Raw genomic sequence first — 25,863 nt, forward strand, 5'->3', positions numbered from 1 at the left:
GTCCTGAGCTAGATAAGGCGGAACGACATACGCCTCGGCATCTTCCGAGTTCATATGGATGTTGGCTTTGCATGATTGTCTCAACCGATTTTCGCGGCGAGTTAGCCCAACAAAAAGTTGGATCTATTCAATGAGCGGTCCCGGCAATTCGTTGCCGTGGAGGAGTGCTTGCTTTAGGTCTGTGGCAGCAGCTCCCGACAGGACCGAGCCAGCAAGCTCGTCAAATTTGGCAGCGATTTCGACACTGCCAAGCGGATCTTCAGGATCACCCTTTCTGGTTTCCTGCAGGCGCTCGAAAACGCGACCGTCACGCAAAGTGACCTTGATCCTGGCCATACGCTGACGGGGATAGAGGTCCGACAATGTGGCATCCTCTTCAACGGCGATCACTTGCATGAGCGCCCTTATCTCCTTGTTTGCCAAGGCATCATCATCGAACGCGCGCAGACGGACGTTACCGAGCAAGAGATCGGCGGCAAGGCAATATTGGACACTGAACCTGGCCTCCTGAGCGGTTTCGGGCTTGCTCCTGTCGCACATGCGTTTGGTAGCTCCGTATCCGCTGACATGGATCGAAGAAATATCCGCGTTGTTGAAGCCGGCTTGCGCCCTCAGGACCCGCAATCCATCTATCGACGGGAAGATGTGGCCACAGCATCCATGGTTCTTGACGGTTATCCGTTCGATTGGCGTCCACTTGCCAAGCCCCTCCAACGCTGCCGCCCAATCTCCGCACGAGTTGCTTGTCGCAGCTGCAAAGCCCGAACGGCCGTGAAGGGCTTCCACGGAGCCGGTCATACCTCTGGCTGCAGCAAAAGCCGCCAGCATTCCCGCTTCTGCGGCATGCCCGGCATGCAGTGCCTTTGCCATGCCGACATCGGAAAGATTTTGCTGGTGGCCGCCTGCAAAGCTGGTGGCGAGGGAAATGGCATGGGCGATTACCTCGACGTCGCAATCCAGGAGCAGTGCACAGGCAACCGCCGCGCCGATCGTGCCAACGGTTGAAGTGGTATGCCAATATTCATAGTGACTTGGCTGGATGGCGAGCGAAATCCTGCAGCCGACCTCATATCCGCCTATGATCGCCCGATGCAGATCGTCCAAGGACAGATCGTGATACTGGGCTAACGCCAGGGCTGCAGATATTGTCGGGCTGCCGGGATGATAGCCTCCATCTCGGAAAATGTCGTCGAACTCGACAATATGGCTGCTGGTTGCATTGAGAAGGGCTGCCGTCCTTGGCGGCTTTCTGCTGTTGTCGATATAGCAGATTGCGCCACTCGCCGTAGACTGATCTTGAAAAACGTCAAGCAACAAGCGCGCCGGACGCTGCTGGCGCCCCGCCAGGGTGGTTGCGAACCAATCGAGGATCGCATGGCGCACCGCCTGACGAGTATTGTCGCCGACGAGAGCCGATTTCCACGACGCCGCTTGGGCGGCTAAGCAAAGCTGAGGATTGTCAGGCAATTAGCGCCTCCCTAAAGTCCCATGCAACTACCGCTTCATGGCGTAATTAAACCCGAACGAGACTCTTTTCCGAACTCTCGGAGCCATCGTTCATGCGATTGGCAGGAGGTGTGCCTTTGACATTTCCAGCATATGCATCGGCCCTCCGCGGAAACGGGGGAAGCCGTAGCCGTTGATCATGACGACATCGATATCGGCGGCGCTCTCGGCGATCTGTTCTTCCAGGATGGCCAGCCCCTCGCGTTGCATAGTCTGCAGGATCCGCGTGATAATTTCGGCACCTGTGAATGGTCTGCGTTGACATCCCGCCTTTCGGCTTTCATCGAGAATGATCTCGATGACCTCAGCGTCAGGTTCGGGACGTCCGTGGGAATAGTCGTACCAACCCCTGCCTGCCTTACGTCCGAGGCGCCCCGCCTCGCATAATCTGTCGGCTATGCAGGCCGCCCTCCCTTCGGACAGCTTTTCAGATCTCTTCGCCTTCCTTTGGGCCCAGGCAATATCGAGACCGCTCATGTCCTGCACTTCGAATATTCCCATCGCAAAGCCGAATTCGCGCATGGCGGCATCGACGTCGGAGGGAGTTGCGCCCTCCTCCAGCATCAACTCGCATTCACGACGATACGACGCCATGATACGGTTGCCGATGAACCCGTCGCATACCCGCGAAACGACTGCGATCTTCTGAAGATGCTTTGCCAGCGCGCCGGCGGTAGCGAGCGCTCGCTCGCCCGTGACGCGCCCTCGTACGACCTCGAGGAGCTTCATGACGTGGGCGGGCGAGAAAAAATGCAAGCCCAGCACACGTTCCGGATATCGGGTCGAGGCTGCAATGGCGTCTACATCGAGGTAGGACGTATTCGTTGCGAGAACCGCATTCGGCGACATGACGGCATCGAGCCTCTCAAATACCGACGTCTTCACATTCATGTCCTCGAATACTGCCTCTATTACCAGCTCACAGTCCTTCAGCGCCTCCAAGGAATTACGGCAGACGAGTCGGCCCAAGGCCTCCGCATCTTTTCCTTTCGCCACTGCTCCACGCCTTGCGCTTTCACCGATCGTCTCCCGGACCCTTTCAAGCGCGCGCGCCACCGCCCCGTTATCCTGCTCGACCAGGATCACCTTGGAGCCGGCGAGAAGAAACGCCGTTGCAATTGCCGCGCCCATCGTACCCCCGCCGATGATACCAATATGACGGAGATCGGCAGGGTCGGCGGCGATCGCCTTCAGGCTCCTTCCAGCCGCACGCTCGGCAAAAAAGACGTGCCTCAGCGCCCGCGACTCCTCCCTATCCGCAAGACGCAAAAAGCGCTCGCGCTCGTTTTCAAGCGCAATTTCCGGCTGGAGAAGCATAGCCTCTTTCAGAGCAGCAAGGGCTTCCAACGGAGCGTTGGCGCCTCTCGCTTTCGAGCGGATTGCCTTTTCCTGTTCCTCCCAATTGATATCGGCAGATATCAGAACCGGTCGCTCCAGCAACGAAGCCCTACCCGCGCTTGCCAAATTGATCGCCAATGCCGCTGCCGCGTCTTCGATGCTGCCGCCGGGAATGTCGTCCACCAATCCCCATTCAAGGGCCTGGGTCGCAGATATCGGCTTGCCGCTTGTCGCCATTGTTATGGCGTGTTGCATTGGAATGAGACGCGGCAGGCGGACGGTGCCGCCCGCGCCGGGGATAACGCCAAGTGTTACCTCAGGAAGACCCAATTTTGCTCCCGCTGCCGCGACGCGGCCGTGACAGGCCATGGCGAGCTCCAGACCGCCGCCGAGGACGCTGCCGTGAAGCGCAGCAACCCAAGGGCGCCGAGAACTTGCTATCTCGTTGAGAATGTCCGGCAGATATGGTTTCTGCGGCTTTCCAAGTTCATTGATGTCGGCTCCGGCGACAAAGGTTCGACCAACGCCACGAAGCACAATGGCGATCGCTTCCTTTGAGGTCTCGATCTCGCGAACCACTTCGAGCAGCCGTTGGCGTACCGGTTGAACGAGCGCATTAACAGGCGGATTATTGATGGTGACGAAGACGATGCCGTCATGGATGTCAAAACCTATCAATGCCAATGGTATTCTCCCATTATTGTAATGGCTTCGGCCAAAGCACCGACGTCATCGCGCGTACTGTGTTTTTGCATGGCAGTTTGGTCCGCCTGCCCCGCTTGCTCGACGTCGAGAACATTGGCTCGCACTGAGCCTGCATGCACGGCAGCCGCGGCCGGCTTTGCATGTTATTGAAGGAGACCCTTCACCGCCTGTTCCGAGTAGCTGCTATCGAAGTAACTTTCAGGCGAACCTGCAATTGCACTGCCTTGAAGATCACTCAGGAATTTTATGACTCGCGAAATGGTCTCGGCCTTCAGCGTGGGTGTTTCAGGGTAGGTCCCGAGGTTTGACTTCCAGGCAGCTTCGAACACTGCGTCCGGGGTCGATTCAAAGCGGCTACGCACGGCTGCCTTTGCTTTTTCCGGTTCCTTGCGGATCATATTATCCGCCTTTGCGATCGCACGGAGGAACTTCACGGCCAGATCGCGGTGCTGGCTCAACCATTCCTCTCTCGCCGAAATGGCTATCGAGGGGTAGCCTGCCAACGGCTCGTACTGCCCGGCCGACATGTCGATGAGAAGCTTACCCTTGTGGTCCAGAACGGCGATGTCGGACGCCGGCGATGACAGGGCGAAACCATCGATACGATTGCGGGCGAATGATGCGAGCATCGCCCCGCTGTCATTCATGTAAAGCAGGCTCATGTCGCTTTCTGGAGATAGTCTTGCTGCAGCCGCCAAATGGCGTACGAGGAAGTCGGCGCTACCGCCCGAGCCGGCCGCCGCGATGCGAAGACCCTTGAGTGCTGCAAGCCGCTTATCCATGGGCATATCCGCAGTGAGCCCGATACGGTTTGCCGTTTCCTCGGTCACGACGATATTGCTGGCATATTGGCCTATCATCGCGCCTATGAGCTTGACCGGAGCGCCTTTCTCTTTGGCGTTGATCGCATTCTGTACGGCACAGGAGCAAATATCGACGCTCTTTGAGACAAGGCCCGACATGGCCGCTCCGCCTCCCTTGAACTTGATCAGTTCGACATCAAGCCCCTCCTCCTTGAAAATACCGCCATCCGCCGCAACGAACAGGGGAAGGTGAACGAAGCCATCTGTTCCGAGACCGACGTTGATCGTTTCCGACGCTCGCACGGGGTTGCCGATGAAACCGGCGGCAAACATGAGGGCAATGATAATTGAGCGATAATTCATGGCTTCCTCCCAATGAATTTTGGATGTGGTCTGATCTGCCGATCACCTCGACTAGATCGTCAGCTCTCGCTCATTCGCCACCGTTTTCCATGGCATGAGCAGCTTTTCGGCAAATTTGACGGCTGCCTGCAGGCACAGCGCCAGAAAGATAATCGCGATCAAGGCTGCGAAAACGCCACCAGTATCGAGCTGCCCCGCGGCGTCTTGAAGCAGGTAGCCGAGACCGCGATTGGACGCCATGATTTCACCGACGATGGCGCCAATCAGCGCATAGGGAACGGAAAGCTTGAGCCCGGTGAAAACCCACTGGATCGCGGAGGGCATGATGACCTTGGTCACCAGATGGCGTTCCTTTGCACCCATGAGGCGCAGTATTTCGACGAGTTCGCCGCTGACGCTTCGAACGCCGCTGTAAGTGTTGAGGAATACGAGAAAGAAGACGATCGCAGCAGTCAGAATGATCTTCATCTCCATCCCGATGCCGAACCACATGATGAAAAGCGGCGCGAGCGCGACCTTCGGAAGGCTATAGAGCGATATGAGAATAGGATCGAGCAACTGGGCCAGCGTTTCGTTCCGACCGAGAAGGAGGCCGACCGTTATACCGACGCTTGCTCCCACGATAAAGCCGCCGAGTGTCTCGACCAGCGTAATCCAGCCGTGCGCAAAGAGGCGCCCCGTTATCACCAGTGTCCAGAAGCGTTCGGCCACTTCCATCGGGCTACTGACGAAGAAGGGATCGGCAAACGTGCCCGATGCGAATTGCCATATGACCAGCAAGGTCAGTATTAAAACAATCCTGCCCAAGAATATGTTCATGATAGTTTCCTCCCGATCGTTCGGTGCGACAAACGCCAAGTCATGGCAAACGTCTCAGTGCTTGTCCTCAATTGACGGTGAGAGGATATCCCAGAGGTCGGCACAGAGTTTTTGGTAGGTCGTATCCTTGCGAAGCGCGAGGATCGACCGCTCGCGGGGCAGAGGAACTTCGAAGTCCTTGACGATTGTCCCCGGACGTCCGGAGAACACGAGACAGCGATCGCCAAGCGCAATAGCCTCGTCAATGTCATGCGTTACGAAAAGAACCGTCTTCTTCAACCTTCTGGAAAGTTGAAACAATTCAGTTTGCATCTTTATCCTGAGCTGTGCGTCAAGAGCTGCGAAAGGCTCGTCCAGAAGCAGCGTTTCGGGATCATAGGCCAGAAGCCTCGCAAGGGCCGCGCGCTTTCGCATACCGCCCGACAATTGGCTCGGATAGGACTGAACGAATTGTGTCAGCCCCACGAGATCAACGAGTTCTTCAACTCTCGCCTTCCTGTCGGCCTTGGCCATCCCATTTATCTCAAGAGGGACGGAAATATTGCCAGCAACAGTTCGCCACGGGAGAAGATGATCGCTTTGGGTCATGTACCCGGTGCGGCCGTTCACGTCGGTGATCGGCACCCCTCGATACAGGACGGAGCCGACCGTGGGAGAAAGCAATCCCGCCGTCAAATTGAGCATGGTAGATTTGCCGCATCCGGAAGGACCGACGATGGTCACGATCTGACCTTCCGATATGTCGACATTGATGTCCCTGGTCGCCTGGATTTCAGCTTGACCGGCTTTGAAAGTCTTGCCTACGCCCATAAAGGAAATGACACTGTCGTTGACACATTCCAGCGGAGAAGCAGAAATCGTCTTTTTGGTTCTGTCCGTGGCCAACATAACTCCTCCCAATCCATTTCGATCACATAGCGCACGGATACCAACAGCTTCAGCTCTCCCTGCCCATCAGAAATATCTCGACGAGCGGGTACAACGGCTTGACGAAGCGTCCGACCGTGTCGTGATCCTCTCAGACCAAGGGCTTAAAAAGTCTGGCGCACTGGGTGCCTCCCCGCTCCTGCCGCCAGACGCCTCGTCAAAAACAATGGTAGCGTCGTTGGGAAATGGTGCCTTTCCCCCCGATACGAGGCAACCAACTTTCCCGATCTCCTTGCCCAATCAAAAGTTGGCCATCATATCGAGCAACGGCCTGTCCGGACTTTCGACAGATCAATCTCAGTTCCTTATCTACGAGTGCTAATTGCGTGATGACAAAGCTGAATTAGACCGTGTTGCACGGATCAGGTCGTAATCAGCATCTAGCCTTTCGGCAAATGATCAGCTGACACGCCCGTAGTTGGCCCGCCCGAAGTCGGACATGCGGTTCAGCGCGTTAGCGGCGATGTGCGTTTCGGTGGTCTGGTTTTCGATGTTCCTGGCATGCAGGCGATCGCCGATGACCGACTTCCAGCGCCCTATCTGAGTTTCGATCCGGGATCTCTGGTTGTAGCCGGTCGCAGCCTGCCAGGCCATCCAGCCGTGTTTTGCGATATGCTCGATATGCTGGTTCCGCTGGTAATTGCCGCCGGGAACAGCGTTCTTCGGAGGCGGGACGACGACATCGACCTCGTATCCGAAAGCGGCCGCCAGGCAATCTGAAACGCCAGAGCCATCATAGGCGCCGTCTGCCAGAAACCGACCTACTGGTGCGTCGACAGGTCCAAGAAGAGCATCGTAACGTTAACAGGCGAGGAGCAGATGGGTGGCGGCAGACATCGCTCATGCGTGAGCGATTTTCGTCCACAAGTTCATCGCTGCGGCACGCAGTTTGCGGGAATGGCTGAAGGGGATGTCATTGTGCGGGATGTGGAACAGGTTGGCAATTGGATCATGGATGGAGACGAAGCGTTGCAGATGCCCCTGTGACTTGAAGCGCTTCACGATCCGCTCTCGCCGCCGGACTGGTTGGTGGGAATTCTCCGCCCGTTTGTTAAGGCCCTTGTGGGGGGCGATGATCGACACCGGGCATGATCTCCCGCTTTGCAGCGCCGTAGGATCGAAGCTTGTCCGTGATCATCACCCGCGGCGCCCGGCCGTGGCTCTTCAAGAGCTTGCGCAGCAGGCGCTTGGCCGCTTTGGCATTGCGGCGGCTTTGCACGACAACGTCCAGGACGAAGCCGTCGTGATCCACGGCGCGCCACAGCCAGTGCTTGTTGCCCCGGATCTCGATGACTGCCTCATCGAGGTGCCACTTGTCGCCAAACTTGCCTGTTGAACGCCGGCGGATCTCGTTGGCAAAAGTACGGCCGAATTTTTCCACCCACAATCGGACCGTCTGATGCGAGACAATGATCCCGCGAGCAGTCAGCATATCCTCGACCATCCGCAGGCTGAGAGGGAAAAGGAAATAAAGCCACACCGCGTGGACAATGATTTCGGCGGGAAAGCGATGGCGACGGTACAGAGGATCACGGGCAAGTCTGGTCATGCCGCCAATTCACACATTTTGATCGCCGCCCGGTTAATGTGACAGTGCCATCCTTATTGCAGCGGTGATGTTACCGCTGTTCCTGTTTCTCGTATTCGCGGCGGCGGATGCGTTGGGCTTTCGTTCGCCGACCGCGTCCTTGGGGTAGCCGTCCACGCGGTGATAATCGAGTTCGCCATAGGTAGCGTCGTTAACGTCGTTGGCGGCTTCGCAATAGTTGCCTTGGCGATCTGGGGAAACTTGTATTTTCCGGAGACGGCGCACCGGCTCCTGTCGCTCATCCTTATTCCCGTCGGTTTGTGGCGCGTGTGGCGGGGTGTGGTGATCTGGATTTCGGGTGATCGGACGCAGCCATCGTCCGATCAAGCAAAAAAATCAGGCGAGGCGCTGAGACCGTTTAGGGGCATAGGGCTGAGAGGGTCACTTGAACTGGTGGAGTTGGAGCCTTCGAATGGTCCGCAATGCCTTCGGGGAGTGTTACTCGGAGCGGGCGCGGCTGTCCCCCAAAAATACCCAAACTCCGGATTGAAAAAGGCCGCCACACCGGGCCTCCGTCATCCCGCCGGATCTTCGCTATGCGAAAATTCCCCCAAATGCCAAAAATCGAGGTAACCGCCCTCAGCTCGAAGATTGGTGTTAAATTCCGTCATGACTTGCGCCGCGGGGGTCAAGTCACGACGGAACCCAACAGTTCTGGCCGTTTCCAGGCCGTCAAAAGCATATCGATGAAACGGTCTGCTGCGGGGGACAGGGTGGCACTCCTGCGTCTGACAATGCCGATCGTCCGGGTGACGACAGGATTGACGATCGGGCGGGTGACGAGAAACGGATGCTCCTCCTGCGGCGTTGCCAGCCTTGGAAGCACGGAAATTCCCAATCCCGCCTCGACCAGTCCCAGAGAGGTATTCAAATGGGTGACCTCATAGAACCAGTTGAGCCTCAGATTCGCCCGGGCGAGCGCCGCGTCAAGAAGTGTGCGGTTGCCGCTGGAGCGATCGACCACAACAAGTGGGTGGCCCTCGAGCTGGTTCCAGTGGATCTCGTCAAAGGCGGCAAGCGGATGGTCTTTGCGCATGGCCAGCACGAATGGATCGTCGATCAACGGCTCGAACGATAGATCCGGATCGGAATTGCCCATCAAATTAATACCGAACTCGACTTCTCCTCGAGCCACCGCTTGTAGCCCCTCATTGGCGGTCAGATCCCGGATCCTCAGCCGTATGTGAGGATAGTCGCGGCCAAAGGTGCGAATAACGGTCGGGAGGAAGTAGAAGGCGGCGGTCGGTACGCAGGCCATCGTTATCAGTCCGCGACGCTGTGATCCACTGTCCTTGATGGCAAACAGCGAGCCGTCGAATTCCTCCAGCATGCGCCGAACGAGTGGGATCATCTCTTGACCGGTGGCCGTCGGCGCCACATGGCGTGTGGTCCTGTCGAGCAGCGGCGCGCCGATCGATTGTTCCAGTTTCTGGATGCGGCGCGTCAAAGCCGGCTGAGAGATGTGTAAGGCTTCCGCGGCCCGATGAAAGCTTTCGAGCTCGACCACGGCCTGGAATGCGCGAAGGTCCAAAATCTCGCAATTGATGCTCATAATGAAATAATCCTTCCGAAAATTGCATTTCACAAATAACCCGCTCTTGCGCATATTGCAACAAGCCGGTGGATTGATCCACTTTATGAAACTTAGAAGGTTTGTTATGAACGATTTGGTGCGGATTCCTTGCGTCTTGATGCGCGGCGGAACCTCTCGGGGGCCGTTCTTTCTGAGCGCGGACCTGCCGTCGGACGCCGCCAGCCGCGATGCGGCTTTACTGTCGATCATGGGGTCGGGCCATCCGTTGCAAATCGATGGCATAGGTGGCGGAAATCCCGTTACCTCGAAGGTAGCGATCATCGGTCCGCCAAGCGTCGCCGGCGCCGATGTCGACTATCTATTCGCTCAGGTCCGGACCGACCGGCAGATCGTCGATTACTCGCCGAATTGCGGAAATATGCTGGCGGCCGTCGGGCCCTTTTCGATCGAAGCCGGTTTGGTAAAAGCCCGGGAGACGGAAACGCTCGTGCGTATCCATAATGTCAACACCGGCAAGGTGATCGAGGCGAAAGTGCCGACCCGCAACGGCGAGGTGATCTATCTCGGCGATGCCTCGATCGACGGCGTACCGGGGCTTGCCGCGCCGATCGCACTCACCTTTCTCGACGCCGCGGGCGCCAAGACCGGCAAGCTGCTCCCAAGCGGCAACGCATCGGATATCATTGACGGTCTGAGGGCGACGATCATCGATTGCGCCATACCCATGGTGCTGATGCGCGCCGCCGATCTCGGTGTAACCGGATATGAAGACGCCGCCACGCTATCCGGAAATGAAGAGCTCATCGCGCGCATGTCGGCGATCCGCATTCAGGCCGGTGAGATCATGGGCATGGGCGATGTGTCCGACAAGGTCATTCCGAAGCCGGTCCTGATCGCGCCGCCGCAGAAGGGCGGTACGCTTGCGGTTCGTTATTTCATGCCGAACGACTGCCATCCGGCCCTTGCGACGACAGGTGCGGTCGGCATAGCAACTGCGGTTGTCACGCCGGGGACGATTACCGCCGATCTTGTGGGCGGCGCATCTCTTCCGACGACCGTGCGACTTGAACATCCGAGCGGCCGTCTCGACGTCGAACTGGAGACGCGCGGCGGTTCGACCATCGCCGGTCTCGTACGGACAGCGCGTCGCCTTTTCGAGGGCTACGCGTTTGCCAAGCCCGCCGAGTTTGTCGAACACGCGGCTTAGACCATTACCAATCGATCCGGTGAGGACCGGATATAGTCAGGGAGGAAATTCCATGCGCAATTATCTGCTCGCGGCAACCGCCATCATGGTGCTTGCCAGCGTCGCCCATGCCGAACCGGTTCGGATGAGCGTCGGCTCCTATAATCTCAACAACCTGCCATTCCCCATCGCCGAAAGCCTCGGCTTCTACAAGGAAGAGGGGCTGGAGGTGACCACGGAGAACTTCGCTCAGGGTGGCTCCAAGGTTCTGCAGGCCCTTGTCGCCGGCTCGACCGACGTTGCCGTCGGCTTTTATGATCACACGATCCAGATGCAGTCGCAGAGCAAGCATGTCGTCGGCTTCGTTCAGCTGGCCCGCAATTCGGGGCTGGTCCTCGTCGGAAAGAACGACACCGATTTCGATCCGGCCAAGCCGGCAACGATCAAGGGAAAGAGCATCGGCATCACGGCGCCGGGCTCATCCTCCGATTTCTTCATTCGTTACTATCTTCAGCAGCACGGCTTGACGGAAGACGACATCTCGATCATCGGCGTCGGCTCCGGCGCTGCCGCAGTGGCGGCCTTGCAGCAGGGGAAGGTCGATCTTCTTGTCAATTACGATCCGGCCGCGACGATCGTCGTCGAGCGCGGCATTGGCAAGATCCTGATCGACGCTCGCAGCGATGAGGGCGCCAAGGCCGTCTATGGCGGTATCTATCCGACCTCGGTTCTCTATGCCAATCAGGCCTATATCGAGGCCCATCCGGAGGTGATCCAGAAGGTCACCAACGCCACGGTCAAGGCACTGCATTGGATGAGAAATCACTCAGCAGCCGAAATCGTCGAGCAGCTCCCTGACGATTTCGTCTCCGGCGACAAGGCGACCTACATCAAGGCGGTCGAGAACGCAAAAGCGATCTTCTCGAAGGACGGCCTGTTCGTCGCGCAAGATACCGAGACGCCGCTCGCCGTTCTCAAGAGCTTCAACGAGAGCGTCCACAAGGCAACAATCGATCTCAATGCCACCTACACGAACAAGTTCGTAGAGGCCGCAGCCCAGCGCGCCGCCAACTAAGAGGCCTCCAATGTCAGTGACAGCAAGGAAAATTCAGGCTGTGCCCCAATCAAACCCGACACCCATGGTTTCCATCAGCGGCGTCACCATGGCGTTCGGATCATTCGTGGCCGTCGAAAACGTCAACCTGGCGGTCGGCGACGGAGAATTTCTCTCCATCGTCGGACCGACGGGCTGTGGCAAGTCCACCATCCTCAACGCCATCGCCGGCCTTTTGAAGCCTTCGGTAGGCGAGGTCTCGATCGACGGCGCCGCAGTGAAGGGCGTCCAGAACAATATCGGCTATCTCTTCCAGCAGGACGCACTCCTTCCCTGGAAGACGGCTTATGAGAACGTCGAGCTTGGTCTGAGGTTTCGTGGCGTGTCCGCCGGCGAACGGCGTGAGAAGGTCATGGGATGGCTTGAAAAGGTCGGCCTCAAGGGCTTTGAAGCCCGCTTTCCGCACCAGCTTTCCGGCGGGCAGCGCAAACGCGTGCAGATGGCGCAGGCCTTGATCACCGAGCCCAAGGTCATCCTCATGGACGAGCCGTTTTCGGCGCTGGACATCCACACTCGCCATCTCATGCAGAACGAGCTTCTCAAGCTGTGGCAGGAAGATCGCCGCGCCGTGGTCATGATCACGCATGATCTCGAGGAGGCGATTGCACTCGGCGATCGTGTCGTCGTTCTCGCCGCCGGCCCCAGGAGCCGGGTAATCGAGACCTTCGGCGTCGATCTGGAACGGCCGCGCGATGTCGCAGAAATCAAACTAGACCCGAAATTCATGACCCTTTATCGCGACATTTGGGCGTCGCTGCGCGGCGAAGTGGAGAAAAGCTATGCAGGCCATTAACGTTCGTCTCATCCAGATAGCGCTTCTGGCGATCATCCTTGGTGGCTGGCAATTCGGGGTTTCGTCCGGGGTAATCGACCGCTTCTTCTTTCCGGCGCCATTGGACATCGTCAAACAGGTTACGACCTGGATCAGTGATCACGGCTTCTACAAACATGTCGGCATCACGCTCGGCGAGACCGTTCTTGGCTACCTGATCGGGACCGGTCTCGGCGTGGCGGCGGGCGTCTGGCTTGGCCTCAGCCCGTTCGTCGCCAGAGTTCTTGATCCTTTCATCAAGGCCGTAAACGCAATCCCGCGCGTCGTGCTCGCTCCCATCTTCGTTCTCTGGCTGGGGCTCGGCCTCTGGTCGAAGGTCGCACTGGCGGTCACGCTGGTCTTCTTCGTCACATTCTTCAACGCGATGCAGGGCGTCCGCGAAGTCAACCCGGTCATCCTGTCCAATACCCGCATCCTCGGCGCCAAGCGTTCCGACCTGCTTCGCCACGTCTATTTCCCGGCCGCTGCGACCTGGATCCTGTCGTCGCTGCGTACCTCCGTCGGCTTTGCCGTCGTCGGCGCGATCATCGGCGAATATCTCGGCGCATCGGCGGGTCTCGGCTACCTCATCGCCCGCTCGGAAGGCAATTTCGATGCCGTCGGTGTTTTCGCAGGCATCATCATTCTCGCCGTCTTCGTTCTGATCATCGACCTGATCCTCGATGTCATCGAAAGGAAGCTCATCACCTGGCGTCCGAACGCCGGCGAAGAGCGTCCCGCCTGAGTTCACTCTCCGAGAAATTAAGGAGGGCAGCCTGACTGGATGCCCTCCTGTTGAATTCCGCCCTGTTGACCCGTTCATCCTCTTGGCGTTGAACCGAACTATGACGCCGTCGCCACTCACAGCGTCGTCAATCGGCCCTTTAATTGCGGGATCTAGTCAAGCCTGTTTTGTCCGTGCCGGGGCCATGATACTTTTCGAGGTCACGGCCTCATGATGATGTTCGTCTCGGATGACCGCTATCATCGACGACCACAAGCAGAGCCGGGTCTAAGAGCTAATGCCGTGGAATTACCGGATCGGATAAAATTAAGCTAACCAGGCCGAAGGAGTTCGCCCGCAATCGGATATACGCGGCAACGGCAAGCCTCGAACATCTCGTACTAGCACAACCCTGAACTCAATCGGTCTCGCACACGCCCAAGGGCCGCTCGACACTCTTATCAGAACGTCTGCCACGACGGCTTCTCATGCGGTCGGGAATCGTATTCCTCACGTGAAGTCCGAAACTGATCCGAGTTTTCGACGACCCACGTCCAAAGCGGGATCATGCGGAGCAGTAACCCCATTCCCAGCTCGGTAAGCTCGTATTCCACGCGTGGCGGCATCTCCACGAGATCATAGCGTGTGACCAGCCCATCTCTCTCAAGCTGTCGGAGAGTGCGTGTGAGCATCCTCTGAGTGACGCCGTGCATTCTGCGGCCGATATCCGCATGGCGCAGGCGGCCATACACACCCAACGTATGGATGACACCCAGCGACCAGCGGTTTCCTGCGTGGGTCAGCACTTCGCGTCTTACGCCGTCTTCGTCTTCGCGAAGACCATCGCAGACGGCTTGAGAGTAGCTGAGGATTTCATCTCTAGTCAGTGTCCTGCCCTCCGGTATCACGCGTGTACCTTCTTACGACCGCTTTTGAAAGATGCCACTTACCGGTCATATCAACGATGAGATTAGGAAGGATTTCCAAAATGAACTCTTCGCGAACAGTAAAGGCACAGTCGATCCTGGTTATTGGTGCCGGAGAACTTGGCATGCCGGTTCTCCGCAATCTAGCGCGTAAAGCCGAAAGTCATGAAGGGACAACGATCAGCGTCCTGTTGCGAGCCGCGACAGTCGAATCCAACGACCCGGTAAAACAGCGTGATGTCTCCGAAATACGCGAACTGGGGATCGAGATCGTACCGGGCGATATCCTTGCTGCTTCAATAAGCGAGCTGGCAGCGATCTTTGCGCCTTATGATACGGTGATCGGATGCGCAGGCTTTTCAGCTGGCAGAAACACTCCAATGAAACTCGCAAGGGCTGCGCTGGAAGCCAACCTCAAGCGGTATTTCCCCTGGCAGTTTGGCGTCGATTTCGACATCATAGGTCGTGGCAGCCCTCAGGACCTGTTCGACGCTCAGATCGATGTACGTGAACTCCTGCGTGGCCAGGACAAAACGGACTGGGTGGTGATCTCCACTGGAATGTTCACGAGCTTCTTGTTCGAGCCGATATTTGAGGTCGTCGATCTCGAAAAGAACGTGGTCAACGCGCTGGGCAGCCTGGATACAGAAGTCACGCTGACGACCCCTGATGATATCGGTGCCTTGACCGCAGAGGTAGTCTTTGCTCAACCGACGATCCGCAACGAGATCGTCTACCTTGCTGGTGACACGGTGACGTACGGCGAGGTTGCTGAGAAGCTTCGGAAGGTGCTTGGGCGTTCATTTACAAAAGCGGAATGGACAGTTCCTCAGCTCAAATCAGATCTTGCACAGGACCCTGACAACCACATCAAGAAATATCGGGCGGTCTTTGCGGAAGGTAAGGGCGTGGCATGGCCGAAGCACGACAGCTTTAACGAGCGAAATGGCATCAATGTCACGACCGCCGAAGAGTGGATCAGGAAAAATCTTCGCTCCTAAGGGCGATGCGGCTCGGCGGGGACAAGAACCCGCCGAGCCCATTTTACGTGGATTGCGGAGTGAAAATGCATCTGAGGCGGGTCGCCGCTTCTTTCCGCCGCTTTCGTCAATGGCTGAACGCGACCATCACCCCGATGATCCGCTCCATCGGGGCGCGGACCTTCGAGGACGTTGCCGAGCGGTTGCCGATGGTCATCGAAGAAGTCTGCAATGCCAAGCGGCTACACTCTGCCCTTGGCTATAGATCGCCAATGGAATTTGAAACCCAACTTGCCCAGCAAGCGGCTTACTTTGAAGCTCCTCGCTGGTCCAGCCCCAGGGGTTCACTCCATGATCGCCAGCCCCACTCGAATTCGGTCATCCTACAGGGGAGCGAATTGCATTGTCCGGCAGGCGTAGTCCCTGCTCGTCAAATCGATGGAGATGATTCATGTCGGGTGTCATATAAACCGTCTCGCCAGGTTTGATTTCCTGATGCCCGACGACCCGAATGACGAGTTCTCCTACATCGGATTGCACATATGCGATCGTCTCGTTGCCAAGGTGCTCGACCACGCGTAGCCTGCCGGTCCAGGTGCCTCCTTCGCTCCCAACGTCAATATGTTCAGGACGAATACCTATCGTGCTGGCGCCGTACGCTCGGGCGGCGTCGCCCGCGATCAGGTTCATTTTCGGCGAACCGATGAAGGTCGCAACGAACTCGGTTCTAGGTTCGCTGTACAAGTCCATCGGCGCGCCGACTTGTTCGATACGGCCGGCGTTCATGACCACGATCTGATCGGCGAGTGTCATCGCCTCGACCTGATCATGGGTCACGTAGATCATCGTGGCTTTTAGGCGCTGATGAAGATCGGCGAGTTCAACCCGCATCTGGCTACGCAAGGCTGCGTCGAGGTTCGACAATGGTTCATCGAACAGGAAGACCTCCGGATTTCGCACGATGGAGCGACCGATGGCGACGCGCTGTCGTTGCCCGCCCGAGAGTGCTGCCGGCTTTCTCTGCAGGAGGGATTTCAGATGCAGGATCTCGGCTGCGGATGCAACGCGGGCCCGACGCTCGTCTTCCGGTACCTTTGCAAGCCTGAGGCCAAAATCGATATTTTGCTCCACCGTCATATGTGGAAACAACGCATAGGACTGAAAGACCATCGAAATGCCGCGTTTGGACGGCTCCGTGTCCGTGACGTCTCGCCCACCGATGGCGATCAAGCCTCGTGTCGGCTTTTCCAGCCCGGCGATCATGCGCAGCAGCGTCGATTTTCCGCATCCGGATGGCCCGACAAGGACCGTAAACGAACCGTCTGGTACCCGAAGGGTCAAATTCGGGATCGTTTCAACGGTACCGAAGGTCTTGTTGATGTCGTTTAGAATTACGTCAGCCATGTCTTCCTCCGGGTTTTATTGGTTGCGCTCACAATGATCATCCCTTCACCGCACCGCCGGTTAATCCGGCGACGATGTACTTCTGCGCGGCGACGAAGAAGATGATTGCTGGCAGTATGGTGAGCGAGATAAACGCAAGGATACGGTTCCACTCCACCAGGTATTCGCCTCTGAATTGCATCATGCCAAGTGGCCAGGTGAAGAGATCACGTGAGTTGATGACGACCAGCGGCAGCAGGAAATTGTTCCAGCTTTGCACAAACACGAAGACGCCGACTGTCGCGAGAATGGGCGTGGAAAGCGGCAGAGTGAATTGAAAGAAGAAGCGGATGTAGCCGCAGCCTTCCACATAGGCGGCTTCAAAAAGCTCCTTTGGTAGCTGTTCGAAGAAAGTTTTGAACAGGAGGATGGATAGCGAAAGGCCAAAGGCGGTTTGTGGCAGGATCACAGCCCAGTAGCTGTCGAGCAATCCAAGGTCTCGAACTTTGATGAAGAGTGGCAGGATTGCTGTTGCGAACGGAAAGACCAGGCCGGCGAGCAGATAGGATTGGATCATGCGTGTGCCGAGAAAGTGGATCTGTGCGAACACATAGGCGGCGGCCGCGGCCACGATGAGGGTCAGAAAGACGGTCGAAAGAGAAATGAAGAGAGAATTACCCATATAGCGCCAGAAGCTCGGAGCGGTGATGAGCGCACCATAGAATTCCAGATTCCACTGGGAAGGCAGGCCGAAGGGGTTGCTACGGAGCTCGCCATTGGACTTGAAGCCTCCGAGTATGGCCACAGTCAGAGGCCCCAAAACGAAAGCGGTAAAGAGAAGAAGGATTGTCATGCGCCCGAGCGCCGGCAGAAAGCGGAAGCTAGTCATACGTCTTTCCTCTTCATGGTCGCACGTTGGTAGAAGATCGCCACACCGACAGCGCTGACGAACAGGATCACGCCGACGGCACTGCCAAAGCCGATACGCTGGCGGGTGAGGCCAAAGGAATAGAGATAGGTCACGATGGTGTGGGTCGAATTCGACGGGCCGCCGTTGGTGAGCGGGATCACGACGTCGAAGAGCTGCAAGGAGCCGACGATCGCGAAGAAGACCGAAACGCCGATCGCCGATTTGATCATGGGTACCTGGACATGCCGGATGACGTTCCATCGGCCTGCGCCTTCCAGACGTGCTGCCTCGAGCAGCTCCTTCGGCACGTTCTGCAGGGCGGCAACGTAGATCATCATGTGGAAGCCGAAATATTTCCAAACGACGACGACCGTAACGGCCGCAAATGCCCATTGCCGATCGGCCAGAATGAAAACAGGTTCCATGCCCAGTATTTTGAAGACTGCGGCAGCAACACCCGTATTGCCGTCGAAGACGAAACTCCAGATGAGCCCCGATGCAATCTCCGCCAGGATGTAGGGAAGAAAGAAGATAAGACGGAAGAGCGTGTTTGCTGGCGTCTTTTCGTAGACGAGCAGCGCCAGACCGAGCGCCAGCGGCAGCTGCACGAAAACTGAAACAATGAGGATAATGAGCGTGTTGACGACTGCGCGGTAGAAGATGTCGTGGCTCAGTACCTGTTTGAAGTTCAAGAGACCGATGAAGTCGGTAGGTGTGCCGTACCCGTTCCATTTGAACAGGCTGTAATAAGCGGCATCGAAAAGCGGCAGGGCCACGAACAGCGTGAACAGGATGAGCGCAGGTGGAAGCATCAGCAAAATCGCGCCATTTCCCGCCTTGAACAGGGAGCCAAGGCCGGCGTCGCTTTTGCCTTGCAAGGTGGTCAGGGTAGTCACATCCAAATCCTCCAGGGACCGGTTACGTCTGACGGCCGGGCGGCGATTGCTGCGCCCGGCCGCTTGCGGGTCAGTGGGTGGACCAGGCGTCCTGAACCGTCTTTGCCGCCTCTTCCGGTGTCGTCGCCCCCTGCGCCAGATCGGCGGCAACATCGTTGATTGTCGCACCGACATCCGCACCCAATTCCTGATCGAGGAAGAGCTGATGGTAGGTTGATGCACCGAGCGCCTCAGACATCTTGCGCATGAACGGATTGGTGATTGCCGTTTCCGCACCATTGGCTACGGGAATGAAGATGCCGGCAGCGCCGCCCTTCTTCTGGTTTTCCAGGCTTGACAGCGACTTGAGGAATTCGACGGCCTCGGGCGGCGCTCCCTTGATGACGGACCAGCCGGTAATTCCGCCAAAGGTGTCCGATGGCAGGCCATCGCCACCGGGAACAGCGGGGAAGCGGACCGTCGTCAGCTTGTCGTCGGGGACACCCTTGCCGGTCACGGAATTTTGCTTGGACGTGCCGTAGTCCCAGTCACCCATCAGGTGGAACAGCGCCTTGCCGTCGCCGAACTGGCCTGTGGCTTGCTCATAGGTCGTGTCCATGAAGCCCGGCTGGAACGGTTCCAAGGCAAGCAATTGCTTGAAGTCTTTACCGGCCTTGATGAACGGTCCGGCGGCAAACCCATCGTCTTTGCCCGCGATGGCGGCCGCCAACCCGGCCTTTCCTGCTTCCCTGAGCATGAGATAGCCGTAGTAGAAGTGGAGCGGCCACTTGTCTTTCCCACCCACGACAATCGGCGTTACGCCCGCGGCTTTGGCCTTTTTGACGGCGTCCAGAAAGTCGCTCCAGGTTTTGAGCGCCTCCGGGTTAATGCCGGCTTTCTGCGCGAGTTCCTTATTGGTCCAGAAGACGACATCGCTGGCGCCGAGCGGTACGCCGTAAACCTTGCCATTGACCGTGAAGGCCTGGACGCTTGCGGGCGACAGAGATGATGCCCAATTGCCTGTGAAGGATGCCGAAATATCTTCGAGCACACCCGCTGCGGCTTGATCCCGCAGGACGCCACCAGCCCAGGAAAAGATGATATCGGGTTTCTGGTTGGACTGAAGAAGCGTTGTCAGCTTCTGCTTATAGGCTTCGTTTGCCAGGTATTCGAAGACGACGTTAACGCCCGGATGCGTCGTCTCGAATTCCTTTACGATCGTGTCGTAATAAGCCTTTTCGTCTGCTGGAACTTCAGCGCGCAGCACGCGGACGGTGGTGTCCGCAAGCGCGGCAGAGCCAGTCAGAGCGAAGAGAAACACAGCCGTTGTAAAGCGGCGCACAGTAGATGCACGGTTCATAGAGTATCCTCCCTTTGGGTTGAAGCGGCCGGCTGCTCGATGCCGCCGGCTTGGTGTCAAAAGACCAAGGTGTTTATGGACTGCGGCTGGAGCGTCACGCTGACGGCCCCAACGTCACTTTCGAGCGTTACAGTTCGCTCGCTATCGAGGCGATTCTGGATCACATAGATCAGCGTGCCGTCGGGATTGCGAAAGGCGAGAGAATTCGCTGCCAGAGGCCCCGCCGTCTGCAGGACCTGTGCGCCTGGGCGCACATAGGCCGCGAAGTGCTTCATCACGTAGAATTCCGGATTGAAGGTCGCGCTGCGTGTTGCCGGATCGACGGTGATCATCGCGTTCTGCTCCCACCCCCAACTGCTTAACCCGCGTGGTTCGAGCACCATGTTCCAGTAGACATAGGCCTCCGAGCCATTCGATAGGTAGTGTTGAATGAGGTCGAACACGTAATGCGCGTAATCCCAGGTATTCGCGCCGTCGCCGCACTCGTTCTCCGTCTGCACGATCGGCAGGTCGGGATAGGCTTGGCGAGTACGCTGGACCGCGAATTTACCCGCCCACTGGAACCCCATACCCTTGACGAATCTCGCGGTCTGCGCGTCGGAAAGTATGGTTCCAGCCCAAGCGTTGAAGTCACCCCGCTCGACTGTGCCGGCCCAGATCTCGGTGCTGAGGCTTGCAGCCTGGAAGGCTGGTCCGAGATCGTCGCGAATGAAATCGCGCATCTTTGCGCCCGTCCATTTGCAAGACGGGAATTTCTGATCGGAGTTGGGCTCGTTCTGTACGTGAACCGCATCGATATGAATGCCGATGTCTTCATAAGCTTTCAAGAAGCGAACAAAATATTCGGCATAGGCTTTCCGGTAAGACGGCTCCCATACGAGTGTTCCGAAATTATAGGCCATCGGAAACTTCATCCAGGTCGGAGGGCTCCAGGGAGAAGCGAAGAGGTAGAGATCTTCGCCTCGCACCTTGCGTGCCGCCTCGATGTAGGGAATGAGATATTTGTGGTCGCGGGCGATGGAAAAATTTTCCATCGCAAAGTCACTTTCAGTTTCGTTGTGGCTGTACCAGCTTTCGGCATAGTCACTGGCGCCGATCGGCAGACGGCAATAATTGAACGCGCAGCCTTTTGCGCCAAACAGCTCTTCCAGAACTCCCAGACGATCGGCATCGTTCAGCAGCGCTAGCGCCTTCCAGCCGAGTTCGTTAAAGCAGCCACCGAAGCCCTTGAAATTTGCCGTGATGGCGTCACCAGCCCGAAGCGAAACCAGTTGGCTTGCGTCTGCGGCTTTTGTCGTGGTGGAGGCCCATTGTCGTGTTGGGCAGGACGAAATCCACTCGAAAGTCATGTCTTGATCCGTTTCTCTGGGCGCCGGCGAAGTGGGCGCGGCATAGCCTTGCCCATGGGCTCGTTCCCGAAGCCATGGGCTTGTAATGGTCCTCGATCCGGCGTGTCTTTGCCGATCAGCTGGTTCTGTTTGTCTGGAGTTCCTCCCAGACGCCAATTGGGCGTGTCCTCACACTGTCGCAATTGATCTAGGGAGGATATCTATCGCAATATAGGCGCATTTGCAATACTTCATTCACTGAATGAAGTAAGTTTAGGAGAGGTCATGAAACTCAAAGGCGATCAGAACACGACAAGGGCTTTGAACCGTCGCCTTGTGCTCAATTGCCTTCGACGTGAGGGGGCTTTGAGCCGCGTTGATATCATCGCCATGACCGGGCTCAGCCCCGCGGCGATCAGTGGCGTTGTTGGTGAGTTGATCAAGGAGGGCTTCGTCATCGAAGGCGAAGTCGGCCGCAGCAGTGGCGGCCGCAAGCCTATACTTGTCAGTATTGATTACGGCTGTCGCTATTCCCTGGGGCTGAAGCTGACCCAGGGCCGACTTGAAGCCACCTTGACGGATCTCTCCACAACACCGATCGGCGCATGGACCGTTTTGCTGTCCGAGCAAACGCCAGCAGCGGTGGCTGCGGCGGCACGACAAGCTGTCGAGCATCTCTTGCCTGACGAGAGTGAACGCAGAAAAAAGCTGATTGGGGTCGGCCTAGCCATGCCGGGGCTCATTGATGTCAAGCGTGGCGTCTGCCTTGTGTCGCACCGGTTCGGTTGGCGGGACGTGCCGATCGCTGCTCTATTGGCAGCGCAGGTCAAGGCGCCGGTTTGGGTGGACAATGACGTTAACGCTTTCGCGATCGCGCAGCAGCTCTTTGGTCACGGCCGTTTGCGCGCGTCCGTGCTCGTGCTGATCATCGGTACGGGGGTCGGTGCGGCCTTGATCATTAACGGGCAAATTCATCATGGCGCGCGCTTTGCCGCGGGTGAAATTGGTTTCGCAGTCGAAGAGGGTCATGGAAATGCGGCTGCCGAAAGCCGCCGCAGCTGGGAGCAGCTCTTTTCTGAACCGGCAATGGTCAGGGCGTGGGGGCAAATACGCGAAAGCGGTTCGAGTGATCCTCTTCCTGCCGCGGATCTCGAACTGGCTGCCGCACAGGGAGATCCACGCGCGAACGCTTATCTGAACAAGGTTGGCCATGACATCGGTCTGAGACTTGTAACCATGATCGATCTGATCGACCCCGAAGTGGTCATCGTTGGTGGCGAGGCAATCCGTTTCGGGTCTCCCCTGGTGGAGCCGATAATATCGATCGTAAGAGAATGCTGCTTTGAGACCCCTCCACCAGTCGAGATAGATTGGGAAAACAATGTCTGGTCGCGGGGCGCGTCAGCGCTCGCCATTCAGCAGTTCTTCGACTTCGAAAGTACGGGTGCCTTCGAAAATGATGTTTCATAGTTCCGAACGAAGAAAACTTGCCACACAGAGTGTCGTCCCGGCGAAACGGCCTTCGTGCGATGGCCTCTGATCTCCTGCCCTTGTCACGGTTTGAGCATCTGTCGGCGACGCACGGAATGTCTTTAAAGGGATATCACGAGCGTCGCCACAGAGGTGAATGAAGGCTAAGAATGCTACTGCTGACACGCTCATGTCTTGAATGCAGCGCGCCGTAGACCTCCAACCCGGTGCTGTCGATGAGAACATGGACGGGCCTTTTTCCTGGGAGTCGATGACCTTGCCGTTTGTCCGGCGATCGCCAATTTGTTTGCCCAACGGCTCAGCGCCGTACGGTCGGGAACGGCGAGATCCAGTCCTATCAGTTGCAGCACCGACGTTCAAAAGCGCTGCGCACCGCCCCGAAGATCATGGTGACGAGAGTCCGGTTGAGCGACTGAACATCACTAAAGGTTATCGAACGTTACGCCCTTCTTTCCGGCGTCTTCATGATGATCTCGATACCCTGCCTCGGCATCTGGACCACCGCCGGATCAAGTTCAGGCCACCGAGTGGCCCGCCTCGCGGAACCAGGTTTGCGCATCCGCGCCGGCGGGAATTTTCATGGGTGCGGCCGGTTCCGTTACGGCACGCCAGACTGCCTCTGCCACGTCATCCGGCGTCGTGAATTCTGTGCCGGAACGCAGCGTTGTCAGGTAGTCGAGGACGAATGCGCTATACGGCTCGGGGATATCCATTCCCATGCGGACGACGGCATTTTTGCCGAACCCTGTGGTCGGCGCCGAACCCGGGAGAACAAGTTTCGCACGCACTCCGAACAGAGCGGCTTCAAGAGCGAGACTTTCGGTGAAAGCGTTTAGCGCTGCCTTGCTGGCGCTGTAAACGGAGAGTGCGGGCAGCGGCTTGATGGTGACGCTGGAGCTGACGTTGACGATGACGCCTGAGCGACGGATACGCATGTGCGGAAGAACGGCTTTGGTCATCGCCATCGCGCCGAACACGTTCGTTTCGAACAGCTCGCGGATTTTCGACATCTCGGCGCCTTCCAGTACATTGAGCATGCCGACGCCTGCATTGTTGACCAGAGCATCGATCGGCCCGGCCGCTTCGACCGCCTTCATGATGCTATCCGCGTTGGTCACGTCCAGCGCCAGGATTTTGAGCCTTTCGTTAAGGGGTATCAGATCGGTCTGCGGAGTACGCATGGTGGCGACCACGTCCCATCCTGCCGTCACAAATGTTTGCGCGATGGCGAGACCGAAGCCGGATGAGCAACCGGTGATGAGGATGTTTGGCATGTTCTGTCTCCTGACGATTAACTTGCCAAGAGATGGACCAGCCAACTCGGACTTACTATATTTGATTATCCGAAATCTTTTAGTATGAGTCTGAAACCATGACCGATCCAGTGGCCGAAGTCGTTTCCCTGCTCAAGCCAAGCCCGTCGATCTCAAAGCTGGTGACAGGCGGCGGTCAGTGGCTCGTCGAGCGCACGGAACTTGGAAGCCCCTTTTATTGCGCGGTGGTCGAAGGCCATTGCCGGATGACGATCACAGGTCGTGAGCCGATGCTTTTGACTGCCGGCGACTTCGTTCTGGTTCCGGAAATCTTCTCGTTCACGATGAGCAGCCTGGAACCGCCGCCGCGCGGAGCGCTTGCCCAGCGTCTTGAGACCAGCCCGGGTGTCTTCCGGCTCGGAGACCCAGAAGCGCCCGCCGAAATCAAGGCGATGGTTGGCCATTGTGCCTTTGGCTCGGATGACAAGGCTCTTCTCGTTTCGCTGCTACCGGAGGTCATCCATGTCCAAGGCGAAGAGCGACTGATGATGCTGGCCCGGATGATAAACGACGAAACGAGAGCCGACCGTACCGCCCGTGAGATGGTGCTTCAACGGCTGTTGGAGGTGCTGTTAATCGAGGCTTTGCGATCAACGGCAAGCGCTGCGGCCCCGCCCGGCCTCCTGCGCGGTATGGCCGATCCGCTGCTGGCACCGACCTTGCGTCGAATCCATGCGGATCCCGGTCGCAGCATGACTGTGGAAGCACTGGCTCATGACGCCGCCATGTCCCGTTCGACCTTCTTCGATCGTTTCCGGAGGGAGGTTGGCGTGGCCCCGATGGAATACGCGACCGGCTGGCGCATGGCGCTTGCGAAGGAGCTGCTCCGCGACGATGTCGCCACGGCGGAGATCGCACAACGCGTCGGCTACGGTTCCGTAAGCGCGTTTAGCGTCGCTTTCAACCGCCATGTCGGAATGCCTCCCGGAGCCTATTCCAGGAAAGGCGCAGCTGCATAGAGCTGGCTTAGATAATGCTACCTGCCAATATAAGCAGCCAGTTCGTCCGGCGTTCCGTTGGGAAAAGCCTGTTTCAAGAAATCCAGGAACGCCGAAACGCGAGCGCTGAGCAGTCGCCGGGATGGGTAGAGTGCCCATAGCGCGACCTCCGATTCCTCAATATCTCCCCAATGTAGCAACGTGCCGTCAGCAAGATCGTGGCTCACCAGCGAGATCGGCAGGCGTGCAGCGCCGACACCTACCCGTACCGCATCCCGCACCATGATGATCGACGACAATGCAAGGACTGGCTCGATACTGAATGTCGCGGACCCTGCTGATGTCGTGCATTTCCAGGCCTGCCGATGACCTGCGCCTCGCACTACGCCCGGCACTGGAGCGTCTCCAACCGGGCGGATAAGCTCGGGGCTTGCAACGACAACGAGCCGGTCGCGCAGGAAGACTCGGCCGACGAGGGCTTCGTCTGGTTCCGGGTTGACCCGGATGACCAGATCATAGCCTTCCTCGATCATATCAACGGCTCTGTCTTCAGTGGTGATTTCCAGTCTCACATCCGGATATTTCAACGCGAAACCTGCGGCAATCTTTCCCATGGCGGTCTGGGACAACAAGAGTGGCGCGCTGATCCGCAACCTGCCACGCGGCTTCTCAGCGCCCGAGGCAATACTGGCTGCCGTCTCATCGAGTTCCGTAAGGAGAGCGGCTGTCCGCTCGTGAAGGGCACGTCCCTCCTCGGTGAGCTTTAGGTTACGCGCGCCACGCTCGAACAGCCGGAGTTCAAGAGCAGCCTCAAGTTCTGTTACCCGTCGCGACAGGGTCGCCTTCGGACGACCGGAGGCCCGCGCCGCTTTGCCAAAGCCACCATGGCGCGCAACGAGATTGAAATCGGCAAGAGCGAGGAGGTCCATGAGTGTTCCACC

The 25,863-nt window shown here is 57.7% G+C and carries 21 protein-coding genes and 2 pseudogenes; 7 read left to right on the plus strand and 16 right to left on the minus strand.

Annotation, left to right across the window (positions count from 1 at the left end; translation table 11 throughout):
* Positions 1 to 123: 123 nt before the first annotated feature.
* The 8 genes and pseudogenes from AB6803_RS16950 to AB6803_RS16985 form a co-directional block, all read right to left on the minus strand.
* Positions 124 to 1,467 (minus strand): MmgE/PrpD family protein, encoded by a 1,344-nt coding sequence (locus AB6803_RS16950; RefSeq protein WP_371109983.1) that lies wholly within the window; start codon positions 1,465 to 1,467, stop codon positions 124 to 126.
* Between the two features lie 90 nt (positions 1,468 to 1,557).
* Positions 1,558 to 3,528 (minus strand): 3-hydroxyacyl-CoA dehydrogenase NAD-binding domain-containing protein, encoded by a 1,971-nt coding sequence (locus AB6803_RS16955; RefSeq protein WP_371109984.1) that lies wholly within the window; start codon positions 3,526 to 3,528, stop codon positions 1,558 to 1,560.
* Positions 3,529 to 3,692: 164 nt separating this feature from the next.
* Complete coding sequence (locus AB6803_RS16960) at positions 3,693 to 4,715, minus strand: ABC transporter substrate-binding protein (protein ID WP_371109985.1); 1,023 nt, start codon at positions 4,713 to 4,715, stop codon at positions 3,693 to 3,695.
* A 51-nt stretch (positions 4,716 to 4,766) separates the two neighbouring features.
* Complete coding sequence (locus tag AB6803_RS16965) at positions 4,767 to 5,534, minus strand: ABC transporter permease (protein WP_371109986.1); 768 nt, start codon at positions 5,532 to 5,534, stop codon at positions 4,767 to 4,769.
* Positions 5,535 to 5,588: 54 nt separating this feature from the next.
* Positions 5,589 to 6,422 carry an ABC transporter ATP-binding protein gene (locus tag AB6803_RS16970; RefSeq protein ID WP_371109987.1) on the minus strand — a complete coding sequence of 278 codons (834 nt, stop codon included), beginning with the start codon at positions 6,420 to 6,422 and terminating at the stop codon, positions 5,589 to 5,591.
* Positions 6,423 to 6,860: 438 nt separating this feature from the next.
* Positions 6,861 to 7,217, minus strand: a pseudogene (locus AB6803_RS16975) (transposase); the annotation flags it as partial.
* Between the two features lie 84 nt (positions 7,218 to 7,301).
* Positions 7,302 to 8,010, minus strand: a pseudogene (locus AB6803_RS16980) (IS6 family transposase).
* A 667-nt stretch (positions 8,011 to 8,677) separates the two neighbouring features.
* On the minus strand, positions 8,678 to 9,601 hold the full coding sequence (locus AB6803_RS16985) for a LysR family transcriptional regulator (protein ID WP_371110247.1): 924 nt from the start codon (positions 9,599 to 9,601) through the stop codon (positions 8,678 to 8,680).
* 106 nt (positions 9,602 to 9,707) lie between these two features.
* Here AB6803_RS16985 and AB6803_RS16990 point away from each other — a divergent pair, with 106 nt between their 5' ends.
* From AB6803_RS16990 to AB6803_RS17005, 4 genes are all read left to right on the plus strand, one after another.
* Positions 9,708 to 10,790 carry a 4-oxalomesaconate tautomerase gene (locus AB6803_RS16990; protein ID WP_371109988.1) on the plus strand — a complete coding sequence of 361 codons (1,083 nt, stop codon included), beginning with the start codon at positions 9,708 to 9,710 and terminating at the stop codon, positions 10,788 to 10,790.
* Positions 10,791 to 10,842: 52 nt separating this feature from the next.
* On the plus strand, positions 10,843 to 11,844 hold the full coding sequence (locus tag AB6803_RS16995; RefSeq protein ID WP_371109989.1) for an ABC transporter substrate-binding protein: 1,002 nt from the start codon (positions 10,843 to 10,845) through the stop codon (positions 11,842 to 11,844).
* Positions 11,845 to 11,908: 64 nt separating this feature from the next.
* A complete protein-coding gene (locus tag AB6803_RS17000) occupies positions 11,909 to 12,676 on the plus strand; it encodes an ABC transporter ATP-binding protein (RefSeq protein WP_371110248.1) in 768 nt (255 codons plus the stop codon).
* Positions 12,663 to 13,439, plus strand: coding sequence for an ABC transporter permease (locus AB6803_RS17005; protein ID WP_371109990.1), 777 nt, complete (start codon positions 12,663 to 12,665; stop codon positions 13,437 to 13,439). The genes AB6803_RS17000 and AB6803_RS17005 overlap by 14 nt, the downstream gene beginning before the upstream one ends.
* Before the next feature lie 440 nt (positions 13,440 to 13,879).
* On the opposite strand, the gene AB6803_RS17010 is transcribed toward AB6803_RS17005, so the two are convergent.
* On the minus strand, positions 13,880 to 14,326 hold the full coding sequence (locus AB6803_RS17010; protein WP_371109991.1) for a winged helix-turn-helix transcriptional regulator: 447 nt from the start codon (positions 14,324 to 14,326) through the stop codon (positions 13,880 to 13,882).
* A gap of 80 nt (positions 14,327 to 14,406) precedes the next feature.
* On the opposite strand from AB6803_RS17010, the gene AB6803_RS17015 reads away from it, so the two are divergent.
* Positions 14,407 to 15,345: an aromatic alcohol reductase gene (locus AB6803_RS17015; RefSeq protein WP_371109992.1), complete on the plus strand. Its 939-nt coding sequence runs from the start codon at positions 14,407 to 14,409 to the stop codon at positions 15,343 to 15,345.
* Positions 15,346 to 15,702: 357 nt separating this feature from the next.
* On the opposite strand, the gene AB6803_RS17020 is transcribed toward AB6803_RS17015, so the two are convergent.
* The 5 genes from AB6803_RS17020 to AB6803_RS17040 all read right to left on the minus strand — a co-directional run bounded on the left by AB6803_RS17020 (position 15,703) and on the right by AB6803_RS17040 (position 21,201).
* A complete protein-coding gene (locus AB6803_RS17020; protein ID WP_371109993.1) occupies positions 15,703 to 16,728 on the minus strand; it encodes an ABC transporter ATP-binding protein in 1,026 nt (341 codons plus the stop codon).
* A gap of 37 nt (positions 16,729 to 16,765) precedes the next feature.
* Positions 16,766 to 17,596, minus strand: a complete 831-nt coding sequence (locus AB6803_RS17025; protein ID WP_371109994.1) for a carbohydrate ABC transporter permease — start codon at positions 17,594 to 17,596, stop codon at positions 16,766 to 16,768.
* Complete coding sequence (locus AB6803_RS17030; protein ID WP_371109995.1) at positions 17,593 to 18,513, minus strand: carbohydrate ABC transporter permease; 921 nt, start codon at positions 18,511 to 18,513, stop codon at positions 17,593 to 17,595. Before AB6803_RS17030 ends, AB6803_RS17025 begins: the two co-directional genes overlap by 4 nt.
* Positions 18,514 to 18,583: 70 nt before the next feature.
* Complete coding sequence (locus tag AB6803_RS17035) at positions 18,584 to 19,852, minus strand: ABC transporter substrate-binding protein (protein ID WP_371109996.1); 1,269 nt, start codon at positions 19,850 to 19,852, stop codon at positions 18,584 to 18,586.
* Between the two features lie 56 nt (positions 19,853 to 19,908).
* Entirely contained in the window at positions 19,909 to 21,201 is a 1,293-nt protein-coding gene (locus tag AB6803_RS17040) for a glycoside hydrolase family 30 beta sandwich domain-containing protein (protein ID WP_371109997.1), read from the minus strand.
* A gap of 264 nt (positions 21,202 to 21,465) precedes the next feature.
* On the opposite strand from AB6803_RS17040, the gene AB6803_RS17045 reads away from it, so the two are divergent.
* Complete coding sequence (locus AB6803_RS17045) at positions 21,466 to 22,650, plus strand: ROK family protein (RefSeq protein WP_371109998.1); 1,185 nt, start codon at positions 21,466 to 21,468, stop codon at positions 22,648 to 22,650.
* 536 nt (positions 22,651 to 23,186) lie between these two features.
* On the opposite strand, the gene AB6803_RS17050 is transcribed toward AB6803_RS17045, so the two are convergent.
* A complete protein-coding gene (locus tag AB6803_RS17050; RefSeq protein ID WP_371110249.1) occupies positions 23,187 to 23,945 on the minus strand; it encodes an SDR family oxidoreductase in 759 nt (252 codons plus the stop codon).
* A 98-nt stretch (positions 23,946 to 24,043) separates the two neighbouring features.
* Between AB6803_RS17050 and AB6803_RS17055 the strand changes: the two genes are divergently transcribed.
* Entirely contained in the window at positions 24,044 to 24,943 is a 900-nt protein-coding gene (locus AB6803_RS17055; RefSeq protein WP_371109999.1) for a cupin domain-containing protein, read from the plus strand.
* 17 nt (positions 24,944 to 24,960) lie between these two features.
* Here the strand turns inward: AB6803_RS17055 and AB6803_RS17060 are convergent, their stop codons facing one another.
* Positions 24,961 to 25,851, minus strand: coding sequence for a LysR family transcriptional regulator (locus AB6803_RS17060; protein WP_371110000.1), 891 nt, complete (start codon positions 25,849 to 25,851; stop codon positions 24,961 to 24,963).
* Positions 25,852 to 25,863: the final 12 nt, after the last annotated feature.

This window comes from Rhizobium sp. RCC_161_2 (assembly GCF_041355235.1).
Classification (GTDB): domain Bacteria; phylum Pseudomonadota; class Alphaproteobacteria; order Rhizobiales; family Rhizobiaceae; genus Rhizobium.